17 protein-coding genes, 1 tRNA gene and 1 pseudogene are annotated in these 23,186 nt (G+C 64.2%); 7 read left to right on the top strand and 12 right to left on the bottom strand.

The features are described 5' to 3' along the window. Nucleotides 1-93: 93 nt before the first annotated feature. The 5 genes from RX329_RS02525 to RX329_RS02505 all read right to left on the bottom strand — a co-directional run bounded on the left by RX329_RS02525 (nt 94) and on the right by RX329_RS02505 (nt 5,567). Nucleotides 94-837 (bottom strand): polysaccharide deacetylase family protein, encoded by a 744-nt coding sequence (locus RX329_RS02525; protein WP_026232410.1) that lies wholly within the window; start codon nt 835-837, stop codon nt 94-96. Between the two features lie 103 nt (nt 838-940). Beyond that, nucleotides 941-1,942, bottom strand: coding sequence for a homoserine O-succinyltransferase MetA (locus tag RX329_RS02520; RefSeq protein ID WP_018452864.1), 1,002 nt, complete (start codon nt 1,940-1,942; stop codon nt 941-943). Nucleotides 1,943-1,954: 12 nt separating this feature from the next. Then, nucleotides 1,955-3,256: an O-acetylhomoserine aminocarboxypropyltransferase/cysteine synthase family protein gene (locus RX329_RS02515; protein WP_085348411.1), complete on the bottom strand. Its 1,302-nt coding sequence runs from the start codon at nt 3,254-3,256 to the stop codon at nt 1,955-1,957. Between the two features lie 379 nt (nt 3,257-3,635). After that, nucleotides 3,636-5,210, bottom strand: a complete 1,575-nt coding sequence (locus RX329_RS02510; RefSeq protein ID WP_085357849.1) for an amidase family protein — start codon at nt 5,208-5,210, stop codon at nt 3,636-3,638. Between the two features lie 120 nt (nt 5,211-5,330). Beyond that, the gene (locus RX329_RS02505; protein WP_143274127.1) at nt 5,331-5,567 is read right to left on the bottom strand and encodes a hypothetical protein; all 237 of its coding nucleotides are present in this window, start codon (nt 5,565-5,567) and stop codon (nt 5,331-5,333) included. Between RX329_RS02505 and RX329_RS02500 the strand changes: the two are divergent. Then, nucleotides 5,542-6,725 (top strand): annotated as a pseudogene (locus RX329_RS02500) (integrase core domain-containing protein). The gene RX329_RS02505 and the pseudogene RX329_RS02500 overlap by 26 nt on opposite strands. Nucleotides 6,726-6,769: 44 nt before the next feature. On the opposite strand, the gene RX329_RS02495 reads toward RX329_RS02500, so the two are convergent. Next, a tRNA-Ser gene (locus tag RX329_RS02495) sits at nt 6,770-6,859 on the bottom strand. A 196-nt stretch (nt 6,860-7,055) separates the two neighbouring features. Between RX329_RS02495 and RX329_RS02490 the strand changes: the two genes are divergently transcribed. After that, a complete protein-coding gene (locus tag RX329_RS02490; protein ID WP_085348222.1) occupies nt 7,056-7,397 on the top strand; it encodes a hypothetical protein in 342 nt (113 codons plus the stop codon). 51 nt (nt 7,398-7,448) lie between these two features. Here the strand turns inward: RX329_RS02490 and RX329_RS02485 are convergent, their stop codons facing one another. The 3 genes from RX329_RS02485 to RX329_RS02475 form a co-directional block, all read right to left on the bottom strand. Continuing rightward, a complete protein-coding gene (locus RX329_RS02485) occupies nt 7,449-8,912 on the bottom strand; it encodes a trehalose-6-phosphate synthase (protein WP_085358527.1) in 1,464 nt (487 codons plus the stop codon). A gap of 238 nt (nt 8,913-9,150) precedes the next feature. Continuing rightward, entirely contained in the window at nt 9,151-9,972 is an 822-nt protein-coding gene (gene otsB / locus RX329_RS02480) for a trehalose-phosphatase (RefSeq protein ID WP_085358525.1), read from the bottom strand. Between the two features lie 3 nt (nt 9,973-9,975). Continuing rightward, nucleotides 9,976-11,463, bottom strand: coding sequence for an MFS transporter (locus RX329_RS02475; RefSeq protein WP_085384023.1), 1,488 nt, complete (start codon nt 11,461-11,463; stop codon nt 9,976-9,978). A 180-nt stretch (nt 11,464-11,643) separates the two neighbouring features. Here RX329_RS02475 and RX329_RS02470 point away from each other — a divergent pair, with 180 nt between their 5' ends. Beyond that, complete coding sequence (locus RX329_RS02470; RefSeq protein WP_085358523.1) at nt 11,644-11,982, top strand: DUF3175 domain-containing protein; 339 nt, start codon at nt 11,644-11,646, stop codon at nt 11,980-11,982. A 167-nt stretch (nt 11,983-12,149) separates the two neighbouring features. Here the strand turns inward: RX329_RS02470 and RX329_RS02465 are convergent, their stop codons facing one another. Further along, nucleotides 12,150-14,183: a methyl-accepting chemotaxis protein gene (locus RX329_RS02465; protein ID WP_085354319.1), complete on the bottom strand. Its 2,034-nt coding sequence runs from the start codon at nt 14,181-14,183 to the stop codon at nt 12,150-12,152. A gap of 197 nt (nt 14,184-14,380) precedes the next feature. Beyond that, on the bottom strand, nt 14,381-16,420 hold the full coding sequence (locus RX329_RS02460) for a methyl-accepting chemotaxis protein (protein ID WP_317245499.1): 2,040 nt from the start codon (nt 16,418-16,420) through the stop codon (nt 14,381-14,383). 343 nt (nt 16,421-16,763) lie between these two features. Between RX329_RS02460 and RX329_RS02455 the strand changes: the two genes are divergently transcribed. The 4 genes from RX329_RS02455 to RX329_RS02440 all read left to right on the top strand — a co-directional run bounded on the left by RX329_RS02455 (nt 16,764) and on the right by RX329_RS02440 (nt 21,812). Next, the gene (locus RX329_RS02455) at nt 16,764-17,249 is read left to right on the top strand and encodes a (2Fe-2S)-binding protein (RefSeq protein WP_026233199.1); all 486 of its coding nucleotides are present in this window, start codon (nt 16,764-16,766) and stop codon (nt 17,247-17,249) included. 84 nt (nt 17,250-17,333) lie between these two features. Then, a complete protein-coding gene (locus tag RX329_RS02450) occupies nt 17,334-19,676 on the top strand; it encodes a xanthine dehydrogenase family protein molybdopterin-binding subunit (RefSeq protein WP_085358519.1) in 2,343 nt (780 codons plus the stop codon). A 13-nt stretch (nt 19,677-19,689) separates the two neighbouring features. After that, the gene (locus tag RX329_RS02445; protein ID WP_085348890.1) at nt 19,690-20,490 is read left to right on the top strand and encodes an FAD binding domain-containing protein; all 801 of its coding nucleotides are present in this window, start codon (nt 19,690-19,692) and stop codon (nt 20,488-20,490) included. Nucleotides 20,491-20,699: 209 nt separating this feature from the next. Beyond that, on the top strand, nt 20,700-21,812 hold the full coding sequence (locus RX329_RS02440) for a CaiB/BaiF CoA transferase family protein (RefSeq protein WP_085358537.1): 1,113 nt from the start codon (nt 20,700-20,702) through the stop codon (nt 21,810-21,812). 205 nt (nt 21,813-22,017) lie between these two features. On the opposite strand, the gene hppD is transcribed toward RX329_RS02440, so the two are convergent. Further along, nucleotides 22,018-23,133 (bottom strand): 4-hydroxyphenylpyruvate dioxygenase, encoded by a 1,116-nt coding sequence (hppD, locus tag RX329_RS02435; protein WP_085358517.1) that lies wholly within the window; start codon nt 23,131-23,133, stop codon nt 22,018-22,020. Nucleotides 23,134-23,186 lie beyond the last annotated feature (53 nt).

The raw sequence follows: 23,186 nt of genomic DNA, 5'->3' as shown, positions 1-23,186 counted from the left end.
CGTCACAAGGCCAGTCGCATGACCGCGCAGGCGTGGCAAGGCTGTTTGCTCCGCAGGACGCCGCCTTCCACCCTTCGTGGGAAGAAAACTTTCTTACGCCCCGATCCTCCGCAGCGCTTCCGCGACCGTCACGATCGGCATGTCGCGCCTCGCGGCGGCCTGCAGCGCATGGCGCATCAGGTCCGGCGTGCAGCCATACGGGCTCGGCGCGTTGGCGACGTCATGACCGTAGAAGATCAGCCATCCGCCGCTCTCGACCGCCTCGTCGAAATAGCCATCGACACCCGTCGTATTGATCTCGCGATCGACCAGGGGCGAGGCCCGCAGGAACTGGAGATCGATGACGTCGCGATTGACGCCGGGAAGGATGCCGCGCGCCGAGCGGAAGGTCTTGGCGAGCTGCGGCTTGCGCCACACCGACGCGATGCCATAGGGGTAAGCAAAATTTTCGAGCGTGATCGAGGAATCGATGCCGCGAAAATGGCTGCGGTTTCGCTCGATCTCGCGGGCCATGGCGGTCTCGTCGAGATTGACCGCACTCTGGTGCGAGAAGGTGTGGCACGCAATCTCGTGCCCCGCCCGGTGAAGCCGCACGATCGCGTCGTTCGACAGGCCGTGCCAATGGTCCGAGGGACGATCGACCAGGCTGCCCGCGAGATAGAAGGTACCGCGGCCGCCATGCTGCTCCAGAAGCTCGGCGCCCTCGCCTGCGGCGCTATCGGGGGCATCGTCGAAGGTGAAGCTCACCATGGGCGCATGCGCGGGCAGACGGTGCGGCGCGGCACGAAAGTGCCGGGCCAGCCGATTGCTCACGCGTCCCTGGAGTGCCGACCACACGACTCGCATTTCCTGTCTGCCCCGCCGTCACTGAAGCATTCGTGCGCCGCTCGAGGCAAGCTACACACTTCGTTAGTCCTAACGTCGATGCCGTCGTCCCGACCTAACGTGCAAGCACCGACGCGTCGGTCCCCGCGCCGAGATATTGCAGCCAGTTCCGGAACAATGCCGCCGCGGCGCTGCCCGCGGCAATATCGGCACGCAAATTCAGCGCGGGCAGCTCGTTGCTGAGCGCGGGGTGGCGCTGGTGCCTTGCCTGTTTCTCGAAGCGGACCAGCTTCTCTTCGGTCGAAGCGTCAAAATAGCTCACGGGCAGATGCGGATAATTGTCGCGCTCACGCGCGAGATAACGGCCGATGTCGCGCAGATATTCACGCTGAAGCGACAGCGCGTCATATTCCGGATGGCCCTGGAAGAACACGAATCGGCTGGCATATTGGCGGACGAAGGTATCGACGCCGGCCTTTGCCGAACGCGTCAGCACCTGGTAGCCGGCCTCAACGAGGTCGCTCTCGGCGATCTCGTTGAGACGCGAATGCGAGACCTTGAGGGGAGCGGGCGCGGCCCGCGTCAGCGGATCCCTGGTCACGGCTTCGCAGTCGAAAATGCCGTGACATTTGGCCGGCAGCGGCCGCCGTTCGATGCGGTCGAGATGCAGCACCGCGGCATGCGCAGCGAGGCACGACCAGATCGTCGAGCGCGTGTTGACCTTGGCCCAGTCGATCAGCTCGGTGAGATCGCGCCAATACGGTTCCTGGTCGAGCTCAGGCGCGATCGGCTCGGCGCCGGTCACGATCAGGCCGTCGAACCTGTGGCGTCTGAGCTCGGTGAGTTCCGAGTATTCGCTCTCGACATGCCATCTCGCTTCCGGCGAGCGCTTCACCGAAGGCAGCGAGAAGCAGTGAAAGCGGATGCGGCGCGGACCTGCTGCGGCTTGCAGCAGCTTCATGAATTGCCGCTCGGTCGCCTTCAGCGCCGGATCCGGCATGTTGTTGATCAACCCGATCGTGAGCTCGGTGCCGCCGGGCTCGCGCGCCAGATCGCCCGCTCCCGGCACCAGCGCCGGGCTCGATATAGCTTGATCCCTGTCGATCAGGATCGTCATCGGCGCAGCCGCCTACTCCGCGGCCTGGAGGCGCGCGGACGGGCAGGCCTTTTCCAGTGCCTGATCGAGGTCCTCGATGATGTCCTGGCAATGCTCGATGCCGATCGACAAGCGGATCGTTTCCGGCAAAACGCCGGCGACCCGCTGCTGCTCCGCCGACATCTGCCGGTGCGTGGTCGAGGCCGGATGGCAGGCCAGCGACTTGGCATCGCCGATATTGACGAGGCGCGTGATCAGCTTCAGCGCATCGTAGAAGGACTTGCCGGCTTCCATGCCGCCCTTGATGCCGAAGGTGAACAGCGACGAGGCGTTGCCGTCGAGATATTTCTGCACCAGCGGATAATAGGGACTGTCCGGGAAGCCGGTGTAGTTGACCCAGGCCACGCGCGGATCCTTGCGCAGGAATTCGGCGACCTTGCGGGCGTTTTCGCAGTGGCGCTCCATGCGCAGCGCGACGGTTTCGATGCCCTGGAGCAGCAGGAAGGCGTTGAACGGCGACAGCACCGAACCCATGGTGCGCTGATAGATGCTGCGCGCGCGCTCGATATAGGCTGTGCGGCCGAAGCGCTCGGCATAGACGAGGCCGTGATAGGAGGCATCCGGCTTGTTGTAACCGGGGAAGCGGTCGGCGTGCTTCGCCCAGGGGAAATTTCCGGAGTCGACGATGGCGCCGCCGAGCGTGGTGCCGTGACCGCCCAGAAACTTGGTCAGCGAATGCACGGCGATGTCGGCGCCGTAATCGAACGGCTTGAGCAGGATGGGCGTTGCAACGGTATTGTCGACGATCAGCGGCACGCCGTGGGCGTGGGCGACCTTCGCCAGGGCTTCGATGTCGCAGACATTGCCGGCGGGATTGCCGATGGTTTCGGCGAACACGGCGCGGGTGTTCTCGTCGATCAGCCTTTCGATTGCCTCGGGCTTGTCGCTCTCGGCGAAGCGGCCGGTGATGCCCTGCCGCGGCAGGATGTGCGAGAGCAGCGTATGCGTGGTGCCATAGAGCTGTGGCACGGAAACGATGTTGCCGCCGTGATCGGCGACGTTGACGAAGGCGAAATGCAGCGCGGCCTGCCCGGTCGCGACCGCAAGCGCGCCGACGCCGCCCTCGAGCTCCGCGATACGCTTTTCCAGCACCGCGCTGGTCGGATTGGCGATGCGGCTGTAGCGATAGCCTTCGGTCTCGAGATTGAAGAGCGCCGCGCCGTGATCGGCGCTGTCGAAGGCGTAGGCCGCGGTCTGGTAGATCGGCACGGCAACCGCGTGCGTGGTGGCTTCGGGCTCGTAGCCGGCGTGAATAGCGATCGTCTCGTTGCGCATCGTGCCACCTCCGCGTGGAGCGGGCCGCACTTATTGGCCTGTATGAGGCATGTGCGTTGTCCGCCGTCCCTCTGTTAGAGGCGGGTGGTAAAGCGGACAATAATTCGTCTAGAGATCGAGGAAGTAACCCTAACGGTTGTTGGGGAATTGGCTAAAATTCAAGTCAAATTGGATTAATGAAGTTTTGCGGTTGGCGGCAGCGAACACGCTGCACTCCCTTCTCCCCTTGTGGGAGAAGGTGGCGCGAAGCGCCGGATGAGGGGTCTCTATCCATACGGCCAAGCTTGCGTTAGCGGAGAGAGACCCCTCACCCGTCTCGCCGCTGCGCGGCGAGCCACCCTCTCCCACAAGGGGAGAGGGAAACAACTTCGCTGCCCTATCAGTCCATCTGTTCCCACAGCCGATGGGCGAGCACGCCGGCGCGCTTCTCGATCGCGGCCGCTGCATCGAGCGCGAGATCCTCGCGATAGCGCCCGGCAATGAGCTGCACGCCGATCGGCTGGCCATCGTGCAGCGTCACCGGCACCACGGCGCCCGGCAGGCCCAGCACGTTGATCGCGGAGATGAAGCGGATCTCGCCCCAGAAAATCTCGCGCACGCGCTCGGGGCTGACAGTGTCCTCGCGCGGGCTAGGCGTCGGCTTCACCGTGGTCGGTGCCAGCACCACCGGATACTCCTCGAAGAACAATTGCCAGGCGCGAATGTGGCCGTTGCGCGCGGCGGTCGCCTGCATCCAGGCCTTGAGGTCGAGCACGTTGGCCTTGGCTTTCATTCCGCCCCACGCCTTGTGGAAGTCTTCCGACGTCACCTTCAGCATGCCGGCCTCCTGCATCACCATCGTCTCGTTGGTGATGATGTCGCACCAGGTCTGCCAGACGCCGTCGATGTCGGGCACGTCGACCTCGCTGACGCGATAGCCGGAACGCTCCAGGTGATCGGCGGCCTGACGCAACGCCGCCGCGACGTGCGGATCGACGTCCATGTCTTCAGGAATCCTGGCGAGCGCGACCTTGATCGGCCCCTTCGGCTTCGGCCCGACCAGCGGCGCCGGTACCCACCAGGGATCGCGCGGATCGCGCTGGCTCATCACCTCCAGCGCGAGACGGACGTCGGCGACGTGGCGGGCGAGCGGACCCTGCGCCGACATCAGATGCGCCAGCATCGGCCGCTCGGCGGTGGCGCTTGCGTTGAACGCCGGAATACGCCCCTGTGTCGGCTTGATGGTCGTAACGCCGTTGCAATGCGCCGGCCAGCGCAGCGAGCCGCCGATGTCGTTGCCGTGCGCGATGGTGCCTATGCCGGCGGCGACCGCCGAACCCGCACCGCCCGAGGAGCCGCCGCAGGTGATATTGGGATCCCAGGGATTGAGCGTCAGCCCGTGCAGGGGATTGTCGGTGAAGCCGCGGAAGGAGAATTCCGGCGTGTTGGTGAGGCCGATGATGATCGCGCCAGCCTTCTTCAGGTTGCGCACCACCGGCGAATCCGACGGCGCGATGAGGTCCTTGTTGGCGGGGACGCCATTGAAGTTCGGACGGCCCTCGTAGTCGACGTTCTCCTTGATCGTGATCGGTACGCCGTGCAGAAGGCCGAGCTCGCCGCCCTTCGCGCGCCGCTTGTCGGCCGCATGCGCCGCGGCCAGCGCCTCCTCAGAGAGATCGACGACAACCGCGTTCAGTCGCGGATTGACGGCCCGCATCCGCTCGAGATGCGCCTCGACGGTCTCGACCGCCGAGATGGCGCCGGAGCGGATTGCGGCTGCGGTCTCGACCGCCGACCATTGCCAGGCCGGGCCCTTGGGGCGGCGCGGTGCGGACAATTTTCGCGCGGCGGCCTTCTTGACCGGCTTGGTTGCAGCCTTCGCGACCTTGCCCTTGCGAACGGCGCTTGTCTTGCTGGAGGTCTTCGCTGCTTTCTTCGCAGCAGATTTCTTCCTGGTCGCCGTCTTCTTCGCCACGTCGCATCTCCTCACATTGCGCCGCGGAAGTTATGGAGGTCACGCCACCGTGTACAGGCGCGTTTCTGCATGGCGCGACTTCACGACGCGTTGTGGCGGCCGAAGGCGCGCGAGAGACGCTCATGCACCTTTGGGGCTTTTCCCACGACGCATGTACTGGTTGAATGATGGAATAAACTGCGGCCAGGTTGCCGCATCGCGACCGGGTTTTGACGCCGCCATTTGGACAGCGGCAATTGGAGCGGACACGGTGAGCGGCCCGAGACATAGGTGACAAAACGTACCGGACACATGGGTTACACTTTCCGCTTTTGTTCTGCGGGAGGTGTGGATGCCGTGGAAAGCGAGTTCGGTCATGGAAGAACGCCTTCGCTTTATGGCCAGGCTTCTGGATGGGGAAGCCATGACGGATGTGTGCCGGGAGTTCGGCGTATCCCGCAAGACCGGCTATAAGATTTTCGATCGCTACAAAGAGCAGGGGCTGGCCGCCCTGAGCGATCGGTCCAGACGGCCGGTACGCTATGCCAATCAGCTCCCGGAGCAAATCGAGGGTCTGATTGTCCGCCTCAAGCCGAGAAACCGCACTGGGGCGCGCGCAAGATCCGCGAACTGCTGGTCCGGCGGCTCGATGGCGATGTCAGGATTCCGGCCAAAAGCACCATCCATGCGGTGCTCGATCGCCATGGCCTGGTCAAGCGTGGCGGCGGGCCGCGCCACCGCGCGCGCGGCACGCCGCTGTCCACGGGTACCGGACCCAATGATTTGTGGTGCACCGACTTCAAGGGCGAGTTCGAGCTCGGCAATGGCCGCTACTGCTATCCGCTCACCGTTACCGATCATGCCTCGCGCTTCCTGTTGTTGTGCGAAGCGCTCGATTCAACGCGTGAAGACCCTGTAATTACTGCCTTCGAGCGTTTGTTCCTCGAGCGCGGCCTGCCGCTCGCCATTCGCTCCGACAACGGCGTGCCCTTCGCCAGTCCCAACGCCTTGTTCAACCTCTCCAAGCTCTCGGTGTGGTGGCTCCGACTTGGTATTGCAATCGAACGCATCAAGCCGGGCCACCCGCAACAGAACGGACGTCATGAGCGCATGCACCTCACCCTCAAAAAGGAAACCACCCGGCCGCCGGGCGGCAATAGCTTGCAGCAGCAGGAACGCTTCGATGCCTTCGTCCGCGAGTTCAACTCCGAACGCCCGCACGAGGCCCTCGACATGAAACGTCCTGCCGAGCTCTACGTCGCCTCAGCACGTTCCTATGCCGGCCTGCCGGAGCTGACCTATCCGTTCCACGATCGCGAGGTCCTTGTAACCGCGTGCGGCCGCCTTTGCCTGCACCGCAAGCGGATCAACATCTCAACCGTGCTGGCGGGCCAGAAGCTCGGCATCAAGGAGGTCGACGAGGGCATTTGGCTCGTCAGCTTCATGCACTATGATCTGGGATACTTCGACCTGGAGCAGAAAACCCTGCAACCTCTCGACAACCCGTTCGGCACGAGGCTGTCACCCATGTCTTAGGTACGTTCCGTTACCCATGTCTTCGGGCCGGACAACGGGGCTGATGGCGGAGAGAGTGGGATTCGAACCCACGGTACGGTTTCCCGCACACACGCTTTCCAAGCGTGCGCCTTAAGCCACTCGGCCATCTCTCCGGAGCGCACTCTCTTGAAGGGGCGCCGGTGATTTTGCAAGGGATCGCGGGGAAATCGGATGATTTTTCCGTAAGATATTGTACTTTATAGACAATATCAGGCGCCACGGCGACGCTTGGAACCGGCCGCCCGCTGAACCGGCGGCGGGTTTGGCGCGACGATTCACTCAAGAGCGTCAACCACGTCCGGGGGCACCATGACCATCCGCAACACCATTGCCGCGCTGAGCCTGATTTGGGCCCTTGCCGCTGCCTTCGCCGGACCGGCCGCCGCCCAGGTCTGCACCCGGCACGGGGTTGATGTCAGCTGTGACGATGGACGGCGCGGGATGCTTTCGGGCGATGCCATCCTCTGGCCGGACGGCACGCGCTCGAGCGCGACGCCGCATCAAAGCATCATCATCGGCCACAAGAGCTCAGTGCATGTCGGGCCCGGCGTGTTCGTCGGCCAGGGCAAGGGCATGGTGCCGCTCGACGATCCGAACGCGCCGAACAAGCGGCAGTGTGCGATTCTGGAGGGCGTGTCGTACTGCTATTGAGGCTGTCGTCTTCGCCCCTGCCCTCGCTGTAAAGAACGGGGGAGAAGAAGACTAGATCAACCGCACGCCTGAGATCGCCGACTTGAGCCAGCGCAGCGCTTGCGGCGGCTGGTTGGCGAGCGGCGCGACTGCAGCCTTCTCCGTCCGGCACTTCTCCAGTTCAGCGACGAAATCCGCCGACCATTGCTGGATGGTGTGGCCGCGCAGCTTCTTCATCATCGCATCCCAGCGCATCTTGCGCTCGGTGAGCGGCATCGCCGCCGCGACGGCGATCGCGCGCGCCATGCCGTCGATGTCATGCGGATTGACCAGCAGCGCGGCGTCGAGCTCGTTGGCCGCGCCGGCGAATTTCGACAGCACCAGCACGCCGGGATCAGCCGGATTTTGCGCAGCGACGTATTCCTTGGCGACAAGGTTCATGCCGTCGTGCAGCGGGGTCACCACGCCGATCTGCGCGGTGCGATAGAGGCCCGCGAGCACGGCCTGGCTAAACCCTTTGTTGAGATAGCGGATCGGTGTCCAGTCGGCCTCGCCGTGGCGGCCGTTGACGTCGGACACGAGCCGCGCGACCTCGTTCTGCAAATTGCCATAGGCTTCGATGGCACCGCGCGAGGGATTTGCGATCTGCAACAGCGAGATGCTGCGCGCAAAGTGCGGATGCTCGGTCCAGAGCCGATCGAACGCGCTGATGCGGTTGACGAGGCCCTTGGAATAGTCGAGCCGGTCGACGCCGATCGCGAGCCGTTCACCGTTGAGACTGCGGCGCAGCCGCGACACGTCCGGATGCGACGCCGATTTCGCCGCGTATTGCGCGAACTTCTCGGCGTCGATGCCGATCGGAAACACCTCGCAGCGCGTTCGGCCATGCTGCGAGATCGCAACGCCGTCTTCGACGGCGAGGCCGAGTTCGCCCGCGACATAGCCGAGAAAATTCTGGCAATCGTCATTGGTCTGGAAGCCGATCAGATCGTAGGCCAGCATCGCCGTGATCAGCTCACGATGATTGGGCACGCCCTGCATGACCGCGGCGACAGGCCATGGCGTATGGAGGAAGAAGCCGATCGGATCGTCGACGCCGAGATCCCGCAGCTCCGCGCCGAGCGCGAGGAAATGGTAATCCTGCACCCAGAACGCGGTTTGCGCTTTCCGGAAGCGCATCAAGGCGCGCGCCATGAAGGCGTTGACCTCGCGATAGCTGACATAGTCGTCGCGCGAGACGCGGATCAGATCGCTGCGCGAGTGCAGCGCCGGCCACAGCGCCGAATTGGCAAAGCCCTCGTAATAGCCGCCATAGTGCGCCGCCGGCAGATCCAGCGTCGCAATCGCGCCCGAACCCAGTGCTTCGATCTCGGCGAACGGCTCCTTCTGATGACCGTCACGCACACGGCCCGAGGATCCCACCCAGATCGCGCCCGAATGTTCCACAACGGGTAGCAAGGCCGCCGCGAGACCACCCGTCATGGGCTCATTGGGCTTGCCGCGCGCGACGCGATTCGAAACGACGATTAAGTTCACAGGTCGTCCCCTCCTGTTTCATTCCACCCCATTTAACTGCCGTTCATCAATATGGTTCCTGATCATCCTTTGCACCAATTGAAACCAAAATCGGGCGCGCGCGTTGGAACCGGTTTACCTCCGGGCAACCCGACGATTTCGCTACACAAAGTCGGCTTTGGAACCGTGGCACGCGCAGCATGAAGCCGGCGCGCTGGGGAATTACGCGCGCGATATGTGGCTCCGAGATGTCGGTGCCTTATTCCAACCTTGAGTCGTCGAGCAGCCGCGCAAGGAACGTGCGCACATCGTTCGGGGCGTCGAAGTGCCCGTTGACCCCCATGGCGCGGCGACCAACCGAAAAGGCGAGCCCATTCATGTCGGGCATGATCGCGAACACGGTTTCGTCGGTGACGTCATCACCGATGAAGATCGGACGGCGCCGCTTGAAAGGCTCGTGCTTCATCAACTCGCGCACGCCGGTCGCCTTGGTAAAACCGGAATGCTTGATCTCGCAAACGAACTTTCCGGGCAGCACCTCGATCGGCGCATTGGGCAGGTCGGCGCGGATCAGCGAAACGGCTTCGTAGATCGCTTTCTCCGCATGCGGCGCAAGGCGGTAGTGCAGCGCCAGCGAATAGCCCTTGTCTTCGAGCAGAATGCCGGGACTGAGCTTGGCCACCGCCGCGAGCCGCCGCTTCAGCTCCTTATCCAGCGGCGGCGCGCTGACGGCATCGGCTTCGTTGTCAATGGAAAGCCGCATCTCGGCGCCGTGGCCGGCGACGGCGCGAAAGACATCGGGCGCGAAGATCAGGTCGATGTCGTTGAGCGAACGCCCGCTGACCATCGCCAGCGCGCCCGACGTGCGCTCCGTCAGCCGGTTCAGCGTTTCCGACAGGCCTGGCGGCACCCACACCTCACGCGGCGTCGGCATCAGGTCGAGCAGTGTCCCGTCGATGTCGAGCAGGATCGCTGTTTCATTGAGATGCGGCACGAGTGCGTGGGGCACCGGCACCGCATCGGGCGCTTCATCGTCGACCATGGTGCGCTTTAGATCCAATTCAGCCAGTTCCGATTTCATAGTCTACTCCATGGACGCAAGCGGCCGCGCGATTTCTTCGAGCGATCTGCGTTCCGCCGAGATGGCATAGCGCCACGCCACGATCGCGGCCGCGATCATCAGGAACGCCCCCAGCAAATAGCCTGCGAACACGCTCGTGCGTGATCCCGTGTCGATCAGCGCCCCGAACAATGCGGGGCCGATCACGCCGCCGATGCCGGTGCCCACCGCATAGAACACCGCGATCGCGAGCGCGCGGACTTCCAAGGGAAAAGTCTCGCTGACGGTGAGATAGGCGGCGCTCGCGGCGGGCGAGGCAAAGAAGAAGATCACCATCCAGGCGATGGTCTGCCCTTGCGCGCTCAAGGCGCCGATCGAGAACAGATAACCCGACAGCGCCAGCAACACGCCCGACGCGCCGTAGGTGAACATGATCATGGTCCGGCGGCCGAGCGTATCGAACAGGCGGCCGAGCAGCAGCGGACCAAGGAAATTGCCGGCGGCGAAGGGAAGCAGATACCAGCCGACATGATCGGCGCTGATCCCGTAAAAATCGGTCAACACCAGCGCAAAGGTGAAGAAGATGGCGTTGTAGAAGAAGGCCTGCGCGATCATCAGCACGAGGCCGACCATCGCGCGCTGGCGATAGACCGAGAACAGCGTGTGCACCACCTCGCGGATCGGCGTGTGAGTCCGCATTTTCAGGCGGATCTTGGCGAAACGCGCGTGGCTCGTCTCCTGGCCGTGTCCGAGCACCGAGCGCTCGACCTCGTCGACGATCGCGTGGGCCTGGTCGGGACGGCCGTGGATCATCAGCCAGCGCGGACTCTCCGGAATCCACATCCGCATCAAGAGCACGACGAGGCCGATGGCCGCGCCGATGAGATAAGCGAGGCGCCAGCCGAGATCGGGGCCGATCACCGCGGGATCGAGCAGCACGATGGCCGCCACGGCGCCCATGGCGGCACCGATCCAGAAGCTGCCGTTGATGACGAGATCGGTCCAGCCGCGATAGCGCGCCGGCACCAGTTCCTGGATGGTCGAATTGATCGCAGTATATTCGCCGCCGATGCCGGCGCCGGTGAGGAAGCGAAACAGCGCGTAGCTCGCGACATTCCATGACAGAGCGGTCGCGGCCGTCGCCGAGAGATAGAGCGCGAGCGTGATGAAGAACAGCTTCTTGCGACCGATGCGATCGGTCAGCCAGCCGAAGCCGAGCGCGCCGAGCACCGCGCCCGCGAGATAGGCGGAATTGGCAATGCCGAGATCGAGATTGGAGAAATGCAGGGAGGGGCTTTGCTTCAGCGCGCCGGAGAGCGCGCCGGCCAAGGTCACCTCGAGGCCATCCAGAATCCAGGTGATGCCGAGCGCAAGCACGACGCGGGTGTGAAATCCGCTCCACGGCAGCGCGTCAAGCCGTGCGGGAATGCTGGTTTCGATGATGCGATCGGCCGCAACCGCCGTGGAGACCACAGGTCCATCGTTCGGCGCTGGGCTTCGCTGCAATTCCATCGCGTTGTTGCATCTGACCAATGGACATGGCCCCGGTTCACATGGCGTGGACGGGGGCGGTCCGATCAAGGGGTGCGGCATTCCGCCTGCCACCTGCGACAACGTCTGCGGCGAGGGCAGGTTCCCGTGGAACGACCGTTCGCGCTCCTGCTTTTCGCTGGAGCCGCAAGGAGTTGACGCATGGCTCATGCCAGAAAGACGACACATTCTCGCAAAACAGCGGCGCGCAAGAGCACCAGACGCGCCGCACCGAAGCGCTGGTCACAGCGCGTGACGAAAGAGAGCGACGCGCTCGACCTCAAACAAGGCGTGTTCAAGCTGACCAGTGCTAAGAAGATCGCGGCTTCGTTGAAGCGCTCGGCCGAGCACAGCGCGCGTCGCAAGACCGGCGCCTACCGCTCGGCGCTTTCGATGCTGACGTTCTACATCAACCGCGCCGGCAAGACGCTGCCGCAGACGCAGCGCACGCGGCTGGAGCGGGCAAAGGTGGAGCTGAAGCGGGCGTTCGGGAGGGAGTGAGCGCCAGGTCGTCCTGGACAAGCGCAGCGCCGATCCAGGACCTATTACCCCAGGGAGCGGTTTGGCGATGACTCGGAGTTGGCAGTTCGCCCGGCAACTCCGCCTTGGGGTAATGGGTCCTGGCTTTCGCCAGGACGACGGCGGAGGCGTGGCGCGAAGGTCGAGCGCTACGCCGCCCGGATATTCCCCATGAAGCGGTCGAGCTCGGCGCGCAGGCGGGTGCTTTCGGACGACAGCGTCTTGGCCGAATGCAGCACCTCTTCCGAGGCCGAGCCGGTTTCGGCGGCGCCGCGGTTGACCTGGCCGATGTCGGTGGCGGCGGTCTGGGTGCCCTGCGCGACGGTCTGGACGCTGCGCGCGATTTCCTGCGTCGCGGCGCCCTGCTGCTCCACCGCGCTCGCAATCGAGGTCGAGATCGACGAGATCTGGCCGATGGTGGCGCCGATCTCCTTGATCGCCGCAACCGACTCGGCCGTGGCGCCTTGCATGCCCGTGATGTGCGAGGAGATCTCGTCGGTGGCCTTCGCGGTCTGGCTCGCCAGCGACTTCACTTCGCTGGCGACCACTGCAAAGCCGCGGCCGGCTTCGCCGGCGCGTGCCGCCTCGATGGTCGCGTTCAGCGCCAGAAGATTGGTCTGCTCGGCGATCGCCGTGATGAGCTTGACGACTTCGCCGATCTGCTGGGCGGCATGCGAGAGCTTGCCAATGCGATTATCGGTCTCCTTTGCCTGCACCACGGCAGCTTCGGCAATGCGGCTGGAATCGCGGACCTGACGGCCGATCTCCTCGACCGAGGCCGAGAGCTCTTCCGTCGCGGTTGCGACCGACTGCATGTTGCTGGAGGCCTGCTCGGAGACGTCGGCGACCTGGCTCGACAGGCTCTGCGTGGTCTCGGCGGTGCGGGTCAGCGTCGAGGCCGCCGATTCCAGCTGCACGGCGGAAGCCGAGACGTTGGAGACGATGGCACCAACCGCGCTCTCGAAATCATCGGCGAAACGAATCAGCTCGGAACGACGGCTTGCGGCCTGCTCCCTGTTCTGAAGTTCGTTGGCGGCGGCGTCGCGCTCGGCCTTGGCCACGGCCTGCACCTTGAATTCTTCGACCGCGCCGGCCATCTCGCCGATCTCGTCCCTGCGGCCGAGGCCCGGCAGCACGACGTCGAAATTGCCCGCGGCAAGCTCGCGCATCGCCTTGCACATCGCGATCATCGGACGCGAAATGCCATTGCCCAGCATCAGGGCGAGCGCAGCGCCGACGGCAAGGCCGCCCAGCGCCATCATCAGCATCAGCCGCTCGGTCTCGCCGATGGTGGCATTGGCGTTGACCTCGATGCGCTGCTGATCCGCCGTCAGCTCCGATCGCAGCTCACCCGAGAGCTTGAGAATGGACGCGGCTGTCTTGGTCATCTCGCCGTTCAGCTTGACGATGACCTTCACGTTCTCGGTGAGCTTTGAAAAAGAGGCGCGGTACTGTTTGAGGAGATTGCTGATCTCGGTGACGCGGTCGGTGATCTTCTGGTCGTTGGCATAGATCGAGACCAGCAGGGTCTCCAGGAATTTGATGCGGGCGGTCACGCCGTCGGCGGTCTTCGGCTCCGGCTTGGCGACGAAGGCGCTGACCGAGGTGGAGACCGCCAGATATTGCGATGTGATATCCTTGGCCGTACCCTGAACCGAGTTCAGGCCCGCCAATGCCGCGGTATCGGCAAGATCGTCGAACTTGAACCGGATCTTGTTGCCGACGCTGTTGAGCTCCTCGGTCGCGATCTTGCCGTTCTCGCGCGTCAACGTGATGATCTCGCCGAACACCTTGGTGAAGCTCTTGAAGTCGGCCTCGAGCCTGCCGACCTGCTCGCGGCGCGCTGCGCCCGTGGTGGCCGCCGCCGACTTGGCGATCGCCGCCCTCAGATTCTCTTCGGCTGCTTTGGCCGCGGTCTCATCATCCGCCGCGCCAGTCAGCGTGTAGGCCCGCGCCAAGCCCTGGTAAGCGATCAGCTCGCGATCGACCGTCCGCGCAAGGTCCGCTTCGGCGACGCTGGAGCGGTAGGAGGCCACGGCGGCCTGAATCCGCTCGAAGCCGAAATACGCGAAAGCCATGCTGACGGCGAGGATGGCGAGCACCGCCACGAAGCCGAGGATGATTTTTGCGCGAAAACGCAAGGTGAGCAGCTTCGATGTGGTCGGCTTCGACTTGACGGGCATTCCCCACCCCATTCCATTCGCGGAAAACCAGGCGCAGCCCGGAAGCAGCCCGCTTCCTGACGCGTGAGCACGGTAAAGAACAAAGGATAAGCGGCAGTAAATTTGTGGCGCCGCAACCGGCGGTTAGGTGACGCAGGGTTGTCCGTCGTCCTGGCTTGGTGCGCAATCGCGCACCGGGGCCGGGACGGCCAAGCGCTTTACGCCGCCCGGATATTCCCCATGAAGCGGTCGAGCTCGGCGCGCAGGCGGGTGCTTTCGGACGACAGCGTCTTGGCCGAGTGCAGCACCTCTTCCGAAGCCGAGCCGGTTTCGGCGGCGCCGCGGTTGACCTGACCGATGTCGGTGGCGGCGGTCTGAGTGCCCTGCGCGACGGTCTGGACGCTGCGCGCGATTTCCTGCGTCGCCGCGCCTTGCTGCTCCACCGCGCTTGCAATCGACGTCGAGATCGACGAGATCTGGCCGATGGTCGCCCCGATCTCCTTGATCGCCGCAACCGATTCGGCCGTGGCGCCTTGCATGCCCGTGATGTGCGAGGAGATCTCGTCGGTGGCCTTCGCGGTCTGGCTCGCCAGCGACTTCACTTCGCTGGCGACAACTGCAAAGCCGCGGCCGGCCTCGCCGGCGCGTGCCGCCTCGATGGTCGCATTGAGCGCCAGAAGATTGGTCTGCTCGGCGATTGCCGTGATGAGCTTGACGACTTCCCCGATCTGCTGGGCGGCATGCGAGAGCTTGCCGATGCGGTTGTCGGTCTCCTTTGCCTGCACCACGGCAGCTTCGGCAATACGGCTGGAATCGCGCACCTGGCGGCCGATCTCCTCGACCGAGGCCGAGAGCTCTTCGGTCGCGGTCGCGACCGACTGCATGTTGCTGGAGGCCTGCTCGGAGACGTCGGCGACCTGGCTCGACAGGCTCTGCGTGGTCTCGGCGGTGCGGGTCAGCGTCGAGGCCGCCGATTCCAGTTGCACGGCGGAAGCCGAGACGTTGGAGACGATGGCACCGACCGCGCTCTCGAAATCGTCAGCGAAACGAATCAGCTCGGAGCGGCGGCTTGCGGCCTGCTCCCTGTTCTGGAGTTCGTTGGCGGCGGCGTCGCGCTCGGCCTTGGCCATGGCCTGCACCTTGAATTCTTCGACTGCGCCGGCCATCTCGCCGATCTCGTCCCTGCGGCCCAGGCCCGGCAGCACGACGTCGAAATTGCCCGAGGCCAGCTCGCGCATCGCCTTGCACATCGCGATCATCGGACGCGAAATGCCGGTGCCGAGCAGGAAGGCGAGCACCGCGCCGAGCAGCGTGCCGCCGACGGCCAGCATCAGCACCAGTTGCTCGGTCTTCCCGATGGTCGCTTCCGACTCGGACTCCAGCCGCTGCTGTTCGGCAACGAGGTCCGCCTTCATGGCGGTGGCGCCCTGAAGGATCGCGCCGGCCGAACCGCTCATCTCGGTGACGAGATCGTCGATCATCTTGGCGTTGGCGATCAGCTTCTCCAGCGATTCCCGATAGGCGCCGAGCAATCCCCTGGCATCCTTCAGGCCGGCGACGATCTTGTCGTCCATGGAATAGACCGCGTTGAGCGAGTTCTCGACGAATTTCAACCGCGCCAGCGCGCTGGTCGCGATCGCCTGGTCGGACGTCAGCACGAAATTGGTCGCCGCCCCGCTCGCGGTCTGGAATTGGGCATTGACCTGCTTGGTCCCGAACTCGATCGCCTGCGCCTCGGAATCGGAGGCATTGTTGCCGATGTCGTCGAGCTTGTATTTCAGGAGGTTGGCGTTGCGCATGAGCTGGTTCTGCACCAGCAGCGCGCTGTCACGCTTGGCCTGGAGGACTTTCGCGAAGGTCGCGGAGAAGTTGGAAAACTCCTTGGCGAGCTTGTCCAGACTTTCCTGCCGCGCCGGCTTCTTGGCGCTCTTGACCGCCTGGTCGATGGCGCTCTTCAGGCCGGTCTCCGCGTCCAGCGCCGTCTTGGCGTCGTCCTCCTTGCCGGTGACGACGAAATATCTGACGGCCGAGCGATAGGCGAGCAGCTCCCGGTCGATGTTACGGGCGAGATCGGCCTCGGTGACACTGGTGCGGTAGGACCCGACGCCGGACGAGACCCGCTCGAAGCCAAAATAGGAGAAGGCCATGCTGCCGGCGGAGATCACCAGCACCGCGGCAAAGCCCAGAATGATCTTGGCGCGGAACCTGAGAGTCGGCATTATTGTGCGCTTCGACGACGACGCGATACGCCCGGACATTCCCACCCCCATTTTCATTCAGCCGAGATCCGGTGGCGCCCCGCCCCCTGACCTGGCTGCGCAAAACTAAGGCAGAATCGATAAGGGGCGGTAAATTCGGTGCGCCCGCAGAGCTTCCGGCTCTATCTGCCAAGGCGAGCCGGATAGGGATATAGAGGCTGGCATCCCAGCTGGCGCCCCGGCGCCGCAACCCGATCCGGCCGACTCGCCCCCCAAACCAATGTTGGGCATTCTGGATCAATGACTTTTCCATGACGCGGGCGGCCAAAATCGTAGTTGCAAAGTTCCGGGTCGCTGTCTCTAATTAGAAACAATCAAAATCGATCCCGGGAGGACTTCAACCGTGTCTACAGTCAAACTGACGGTGAACGGCAAGGCCGTTGCTGTCGACGTCGAGGACCGCACGCTGCTGGTTCAGCTGCTGCGCGACCACCTCAACCTCACCGGAACCCATGTCGGCTGCGACACCAGCCAGTGCGGCGCCTGCGTCGTCCATATGGACGGCAAGGCGATCAAATCCTGCACCATGCTGGCAGGACAGGCCGACGGCGCCAGCATCACCACGATCGAAGGCATCGCCAAGGGCGACGAGCTGCACCCGATGCAGGCCGCCTTCCGCGACAATCACGGCCTGCAGTGCGGCTATTGCACGCCGGGCATGATCATGTCGGCGATCGACATCGTGCACCGCTATGGTGGCCAGCTCGATGAGGCCACCGTCCGCCACGAGCTCGAAGGCAATATCTGCCGCTGCACTGGGTACCACAACATCGTCAAAGCCGTGCTGGATGCGGCAGGCCGCATGAAGGTCTCGCAGGCGGCCGAGTAAGCGGCCCGCCTCGAAATAAGAACGATCGCCGCCGCTTTCGAGGGAAAGCGCGGTCAAGACAAATTCCGGTCGGGAGGACCAGACATGGGCGTTGAAGGCATTGGCGCGAGCGTCGTGCGCAAGGAAGACAAGCGTTTCATTACCGGCAAGGGCCGCTACGTCGACGACATCAAATTGCAGGGCATGACCCATGCCCATTTCATCCGCAGCCCGCACGCGCATGCCAAGGTGAAGGGGGTCGATCCCGCCGAGGCGCTGAAGATGCCGGGCGTGGTCGCTGTGCTGACCGGTCAGCAAATCGTCGACGACAAGGTCGGTAACCTGATCTGCGGCTGGGCCATCACCTCCAAGGACGGCAGCCCGATGAAGATGGGCGCATGGCCGGCAATGGCGCCGGAGACCGTGCGCTTCGTCGGTCAGGCCGTCGCAGTCGTGATCGCCGAGACCAAGAATCTCGCACGCGACGCGGCCGAAGCCGTGGTCGTGAACTATGAAGAGCTGCCCGCGGTCGCCGACGTCCACGCCGCGATCAAGTCCGGCGCGCCGCAGCTGCATCCCGAAGCTCCCGGCAACCAGGTTTATGACTGGGTGATCGGCGACGAGGGCGCCACCGATGCCGCCTTCGCCAAGGCCGCCAACGTGGTGAAGCTCGACGTCACCAACAACCGTCTCGCGCCGAACGCGATGGAGCCGCGCGCGGCAATTGCCGATTACGATTCGGCGGAAGAGCATTTCACGCTTTACACGACGTCGCAGAATCCGCACGTCGCCCGCCTCGTGCTGTCGGCGTTCTACAACATCGCACCCGAGCACAAGCTGCGCGTGATCGCACCCGACGTCGGCGGCGGCTTCGGCTCCAAGATCTTCATCTATCCCGAAGAGATGGTGGCGCTGTGGGCCTCGAAGAAGGTCGGCCGTCCCGTGAAATGGACCGGCGACCGCACCGAAGCCTTCCTCACCGATGCGCATGGCCGCGACCACGTCACCCACGCCGAGATGGCGTTCGACGCCAACAACAAGATCACCGGATTGAAGGTGAAGACCTACGCCAATTTCGGCGCCTACATGTCGCTGTTCTCGTCGTCGGTGCCGACCTATCTCTACGCGACGCTGCTGTCGGGCCAGTACAACATCCCGGCGATCCATGCCGAGGTGGTCGGGGTCTACACCAACACCACGCCGGTCGACGCCTATCGCGGTGCCGGCCGCCCCGAGGCGAGCTATCTGATCGAACGTCTGATGGAGACGGCGGCGCGGCAGTTGAAAGTCGATCCGGCCGCGCTGCGCCGGACCAACTTCATCACCCAGTTCCCGCACCAGACGCCGGTGATCATGGCCTATGACACCGGCGATTTTAACGCCTCGCTCGACGCCGCGATGAAAGCGATCGACTATGCCGGCTTTGCCGGGCGCAAGGCCAAGGCGAAGGCCGACGGCAAGCTGCGCGGCATCGGCGTGTCCTGCTACATCGAGGCCTGCGGCATCGCGCCGTCGAAGGCCGTCGGCAGCCTGGGCGCCGGCGTCGGTCTTTGGGAGTCCGCCGAAGTCCGCGTCAACCCGGTCGGCACCATCGAGGTCCTGACGGGATCACACAGCCACGGCCAGGGTCACGAGACCACGTTCTGCCAGCTCGTAGCCGAACGCCTCGGCGTTCCCATCAGTCAGGTCTCGATCGTCCATGGCGACACCGACAAGGTGCAGTTCGGCATGGGCACCTATGGCTCGCGCTCGGCCGCCGTCGGCCTCACCGCGATCCTGAAGGCCATGGAGAAGATGGAATCCAAGGCCAAGAAGATCGCCGCGCATGCGCTGGAAGCCTCGGAAGGCGACATCGTCATCGACAACGGCGAGTTCAAGGTCGCCGGCACCGACAAGGCGATCGCCTTCCCGATGGTCGCACTCGCGGCCTATACCGCGCACAATCTGCCCGACGGGATGGAGCCGGGCCTGAAGGAGAGCGCCTTCTACGACCCGACCAACTTCACCTTTCCGGCCGGCACATACATCTGCGAGCTCGAGGTCGATCCCGGTACGGGCAAGACCTCCTTCGTCAACTTCGTCGCGGCCGACGATTTCGGCCGTTTGATCAACCCGATGATCGTCGAGGGCCAGGTCCATGGCGGTCTTGTGCAAGGCATCGGACAAGCGTTGCTCGAGCACGCGATCTACGACGCCAACGGGCAGCCCGTCACGGCCTCGTTCATGGACTACGCCATGCCGCGCGCCGACGACGTTCCCTCGTTCAACCTCTCCCACACCACGACGCTGTGCCCGGGCAATCCGCTCGGCATCAAGGGTTGCGGTGAGGCCGGTGCGATCGGGGCGTCAGCGGCCGTGATCAATGCGATCACGGATGCGATCGGCAAGAACAATCTGGAAATGCCCGCAACCCCGGACAGGGTGTGGCGCACGATCCACGCGGCGTAAGGGAGGAACGAAGATGTACCAGACCGTTTATCATCGCGCGTCCTCGGTTGACGAAGCCGTCAGCCTGTTCTCCAAGAGCAGCGAAGCCAAGTTCCTCGCCGGCGGCCAGACGCTGCTGCCGGTGATGAAGCAACGCCTCGCCAGTCCGTCCGACGTCATCGACCTCGGCAAGATCAAGGAGCTGCAGGGCGTCGAGCTCTCGGGCGACGTGCTGACCATCAAGGCCGGCACGACCTATTTCGACATCATGCAGAATGCCGACGTGAAGAAGGCGATTCCCGCAATTGCCTATCTCACTTCGGTGCTCGGCGACCCCGCCGTGCGCTATCGCGGCACGATCGGCGGCTCGATCGCCAACAACGATCCCGCCGCGGATTTTCCCGCCGCGCTGCTCGCGCTCGGCGCCACCGTGAAGACCAACAAGCGGTCGATTACGGCGGATGACTTTTTCCAGGGCATGTTCACGACCGCGCTGGAGGACGGCGAGCTCATCACCGCCGTGTCGTTCCCGGTTCCGGCGAAGGCTGGCTACGAAAAGATGCGCCATCCTGCGTCTCGCTTTGCGCTGACCGGCGTGTTCGTCGCGCAGACGAAGTCGGGCGAGGTTCGGGTGGCCGCCACCGGCGCCTCGCAAAGCGGCGTGATGCGGGTCCCGGCCATCGAAACGGCGCTGAAGGCGAACTGGTCACCGTCGGCGATCGACGGCGTGAGCATTTCGGCGAGCAATCTGCTGGCCGACATCCACGGCACGGCGGAGTACCGCGCCAACCTGATCAAGGTGATGGCGCAGCGCGCGGTGGCTGCCGCTCGCTGACCATCGGGCCTTAGCGCCTCGACGCAATTTTCCACGGCGCGCACTTCGGTGCGCGCCGTTTTATTTTAGCCACGCGACATGAAAACCGCTTGCCTCACTGGCGTGAAGGCGAGAAAAGTTAATCGGCCAATTAACTCGCCCCGCAGAGGAACGCCTTGGCGCTTGCCGACCATCGGCAATATGCGCCTTGGATCCGAGGAAACAAACACGTGCTCGATCAATCAGCCCAAAACTCCTCCGTCCGCACCTCCGGCCCACTGTCGGGCTTCCGCATCGTTGAATTCGCCGGCATTGGACCGGGCCCGTTCGCCTGCATGATGCTGGCCGACATGGGCGCCGAAATCGTCACGCTCGATCGGGTCGGCGCCAGGAAGAACATGAAGTCGGTCGCAGGCCGCGGCCGCAAGGTGGTCGAGCTCGATCTCAAGGACAAGGCGGCGATCGCGGAGGTGCTCGATCTGCTTGCGAATGCCGACGCGCTGGTCGAGGGTTTTCGTCCCGGCGTGATGGAGCGGCTCGGCCTCGGCCCTGACGTGGTGCTCGCGCGCAATCCAAAGCTGGTCTACGGCCGCATGACCGGCTGGGGCCAGCAAGGCCCGCTCGCCAATGCCGCAGGCCACGACATCAACTACATCTCCATCACCGGCGCGCTCGCCGCGATCGGCACGAAGGAAGCGCCGGTGCCGCCGCTCAACCTCGTCGGCGATTTCGGTGGCGGCGCGCTCTATCTCGTGGTCGGCGTGCTTGCGGCGCTGCTGGAGGCCTCGCGATCAGGCAAGGGCCAGGTCGTCGATGCCGCGATGTGCGACGGCGCGGCATCGCTTATGTCGTTCTTCTTCGACATGACCACGCTCGGCCGCTGGACCGAAGGCCGCAACGAGAACTTCCTCGACGGCGGCGCACATTTCTACGGCGTCTACGAATGCGCCTGCGGCCATTTCGTCTCGATCGGCTCGATCGAGCCGCAATTCTACGCGCTGCTGCGCGAGCACGCCGGCCTGACCGACGCCGATTTCGATGCGCAGATGGACCGCAAGGCCTGGCCCGCGCTGAAGGAAAAACTGAAGACGGTGTTCAAGAGCAAGACGCGCGAGGACTGGTGCAAGATCATGGAAGGCACCGACATCTGCTTCGCGCCGGTGCTGACCATGTCGGAAGCGACCGAGCATCCGCACATGGTCGCCCGCAACGTCTTCGTCGAGCGCCACGGCGTGAAGCAGCCGGCGCCGGCGCCGCGCTTTTCGCGGACGCCATCGGCGGTGCGCGAGCCGGAAGTGGCGGAGATCGGCGCGGTGACGAAAGCCTGGAAGGCGGAGCGTTAAGTCCTCCGCTGTCGCATCACACTCCGGGTCGTCCTGGCCTAGTGCGCAATTGCGCACGGGGGCCAAGACCCATAGCCACCAACGCGGTTTGACGAAGACTCGGAGTTACCAGTTCGCCCAATGACCGCTCCCTGGGGTAATTGGTCCTGGCTTTCGCCAGGACGACGGCGGCACTTAATGCCACCGCGTTCCAGACAACGGCCGCCTACGCCGCATCCACCTTCAGCACCCCGCGCCGGATCTGGTCCTCCTCGATCGATTCGAACAGCGCCTTGAAATTGCCTTCGCCGAAGCCATCGTCGCCCTTGCGCTGGATGAACTCGAAGAAGATCGGGCCGATCGCGTTGGCCGAGAAGATCTGCAGCAGCACCTTGGTCTGGCCGCCGTCGACCACGCCTTCGCCGTCGATCAGGATGCCGTTCTTCTGCAGCCGCGCGATGTCCTCGCCATGCTTCGGCAACCGCCCGTCGATCCGCTCGAAATAGGTCGCGGGCGGCGCTGGCATGAAGGGCAGACCGGCCTCGCGCAAGTCCTCGATGGTGCGGTAGATGTCGCGGCAGCCGCAGGCGATGTGCTGGATGCCCTCGCCGCGATAGATATTGAGATATTCCTCGATCTGCCCGGAATCGCCGGCGTCCTCGTTGATCGGAATCCGGATCTTGCCGTCGGGGCTGGTCAGCGCGCGCGAGAACAGGCCCGAGGCGCGGCCCTCGATGTCGAAGAAGCGGATCTGGCGGAAATTGAAGAGCTTCTCGTAGAAGCCCGTCCACACGTCCATGCGGCCGCGGTGGACGTTGTGGGTGAGGTGATCGAGATAGAACAGGCCGGCGCCGGCAGGACGCGGATCGCGCGCACCCAGCCATTCGAACTCGCTGTCATAGGCCGATCCCTTGGCGCCATAGCGATCAGCGAAATAGAGCAGGCTGCCGCCGATGCCCTTGATCGCGGGGACGTCGAGCGTCTTCTGCGCGGAGGACGCATCGGCAGGTTCGGCACCGAGCGAAATCGCGCGGTCATAGGCCTTCTTCGCATCGACGACGCGAAACGCCATCGACGGCGCACAGGGGCCGTGCGCGGCGACGAAATCGTGACCCTGGGTGCCGGGCTCCTCGTTGACGAGGTAATTGATGTCGCCCTGGCGATAAACCATGATCTTCTTCGTTCTGTGCCGCGCGACGGGCACATAGCCCATCAGCTTGAACAAGGCGTGCAGCTCTTGCGGATTGGGATGCGCATATTCGACGAACTCGAACCCGTCGGTGCCCATCGGATTCTCGGCGCTGATCGTGGCCGGCGGTGCATCGTGCGGAAACGGACCCATGGTGTTCTCCCAAATTGCTGCTGAGATGAACTATCCTTCATGGGACGCGCAAG

Origin of the sequence: Bradyrhizobium sp. BWC-3-1 (genome assembly GCF_032917965.1) — a bacterium.
In the GTDB taxonomy this organism is placed as follows: domain Bacteria; phylum Pseudomonadota; class Alphaproteobacteria; order Rhizobiales; family Xanthobacteraceae; genus Bradyrhizobium; species Bradyrhizobium canariense_D.
Note: the sequence above shows the minus strand (reverse complement) of the source record. Positions and strands in the feature narration are given on the sequence as shown.

What these genes read in the sequence shown, in the direction of transcription:
- RX329_RS02520 (WP_018452864.1), bottom strand. Translation starts at nt 1,942, where the DNA reads ATGACGATCCTGATCGACAGGGATCAAGCTATATCGAGCCCGGCGCTG.
- RX329_RS02515 (WP_085348411.1), bottom strand. Translation starts at nt 3,256, where the DNA reads ATGCGCAACGAGACGATCGCTATTCACGCCGGCTACGAGCCCGAAGCC.
- RX329_RS02505 (WP_143274127.1), bottom strand. Translation starts at nt 5,567, where the DNA reads ATGACCGAACTCGCTTTCCACGGCATCCACACCTCCCGCAGAACAAAA.
- RX329_RS02490 (WP_085348222.1), top strand. Translation starts at nt 7,056, where the DNA reads ATGACCATCCGCAACACCATTGCCGCGCTGAGCCTGATTTGGGCCCTT.
- otsB (WP_085358525.1), bottom strand. Translation starts at nt 9,972, where the DNA reads ATGAAATCGGAACTGGCTGAATTGGATCTAAAGCGCACCATGGTCGAC.
- RX329_RS02475 (WP_085384023.1), bottom strand. Translation starts at nt 11,463, where the DNA reads ATGGAATTGCAGCGAAGCCCAGCGCCGAACGATGGACCTGTGGTCTCC.
- RX329_RS02470 (WP_085358523.1), top strand. Translation starts at nt 11,644, where the DNA reads ATGGCTCATGCCAGAAAGACGACACATTCTCGCAAAACAGCGGCGCGC.
- RX329_RS02465 (WP_085354319.1), bottom strand. Translation starts at nt 14,183, where the DNA reads ATGCCCGTCAAGTCGAAGCCGACCACATCGAAGCTGCTCACCTTGCGT.
- RX329_RS02460 (WP_317245499.1), bottom strand. Translation starts at nt 16,420, where the DNA reads ATGTCCGGGCGTATCGCGTCGTCGTCGAAGCGCACAATAATGCCGACT.
- RX329_RS02450 (WP_085358519.1), top strand. Translation starts at nt 17,334, where the DNA reads ATGGGCGTTGAAGGCATTGGCGCGAGCGTCGTGCGCAAGGAAGACAAG.
- RX329_RS02445 (WP_085348890.1), top strand. Translation starts at nt 19,690, where the DNA reads ATGTACCAGACCGTTTATCATCGCGCGTCCTCGGTTGACGAAGCCGTC.
- hppD (WP_085358517.1), bottom strand. Translation starts at nt 23,133, where the DNA reads ATGGGTCCGTTTCCGCACGATGCACCGCCGGCCACGATCAGCGCCGAG.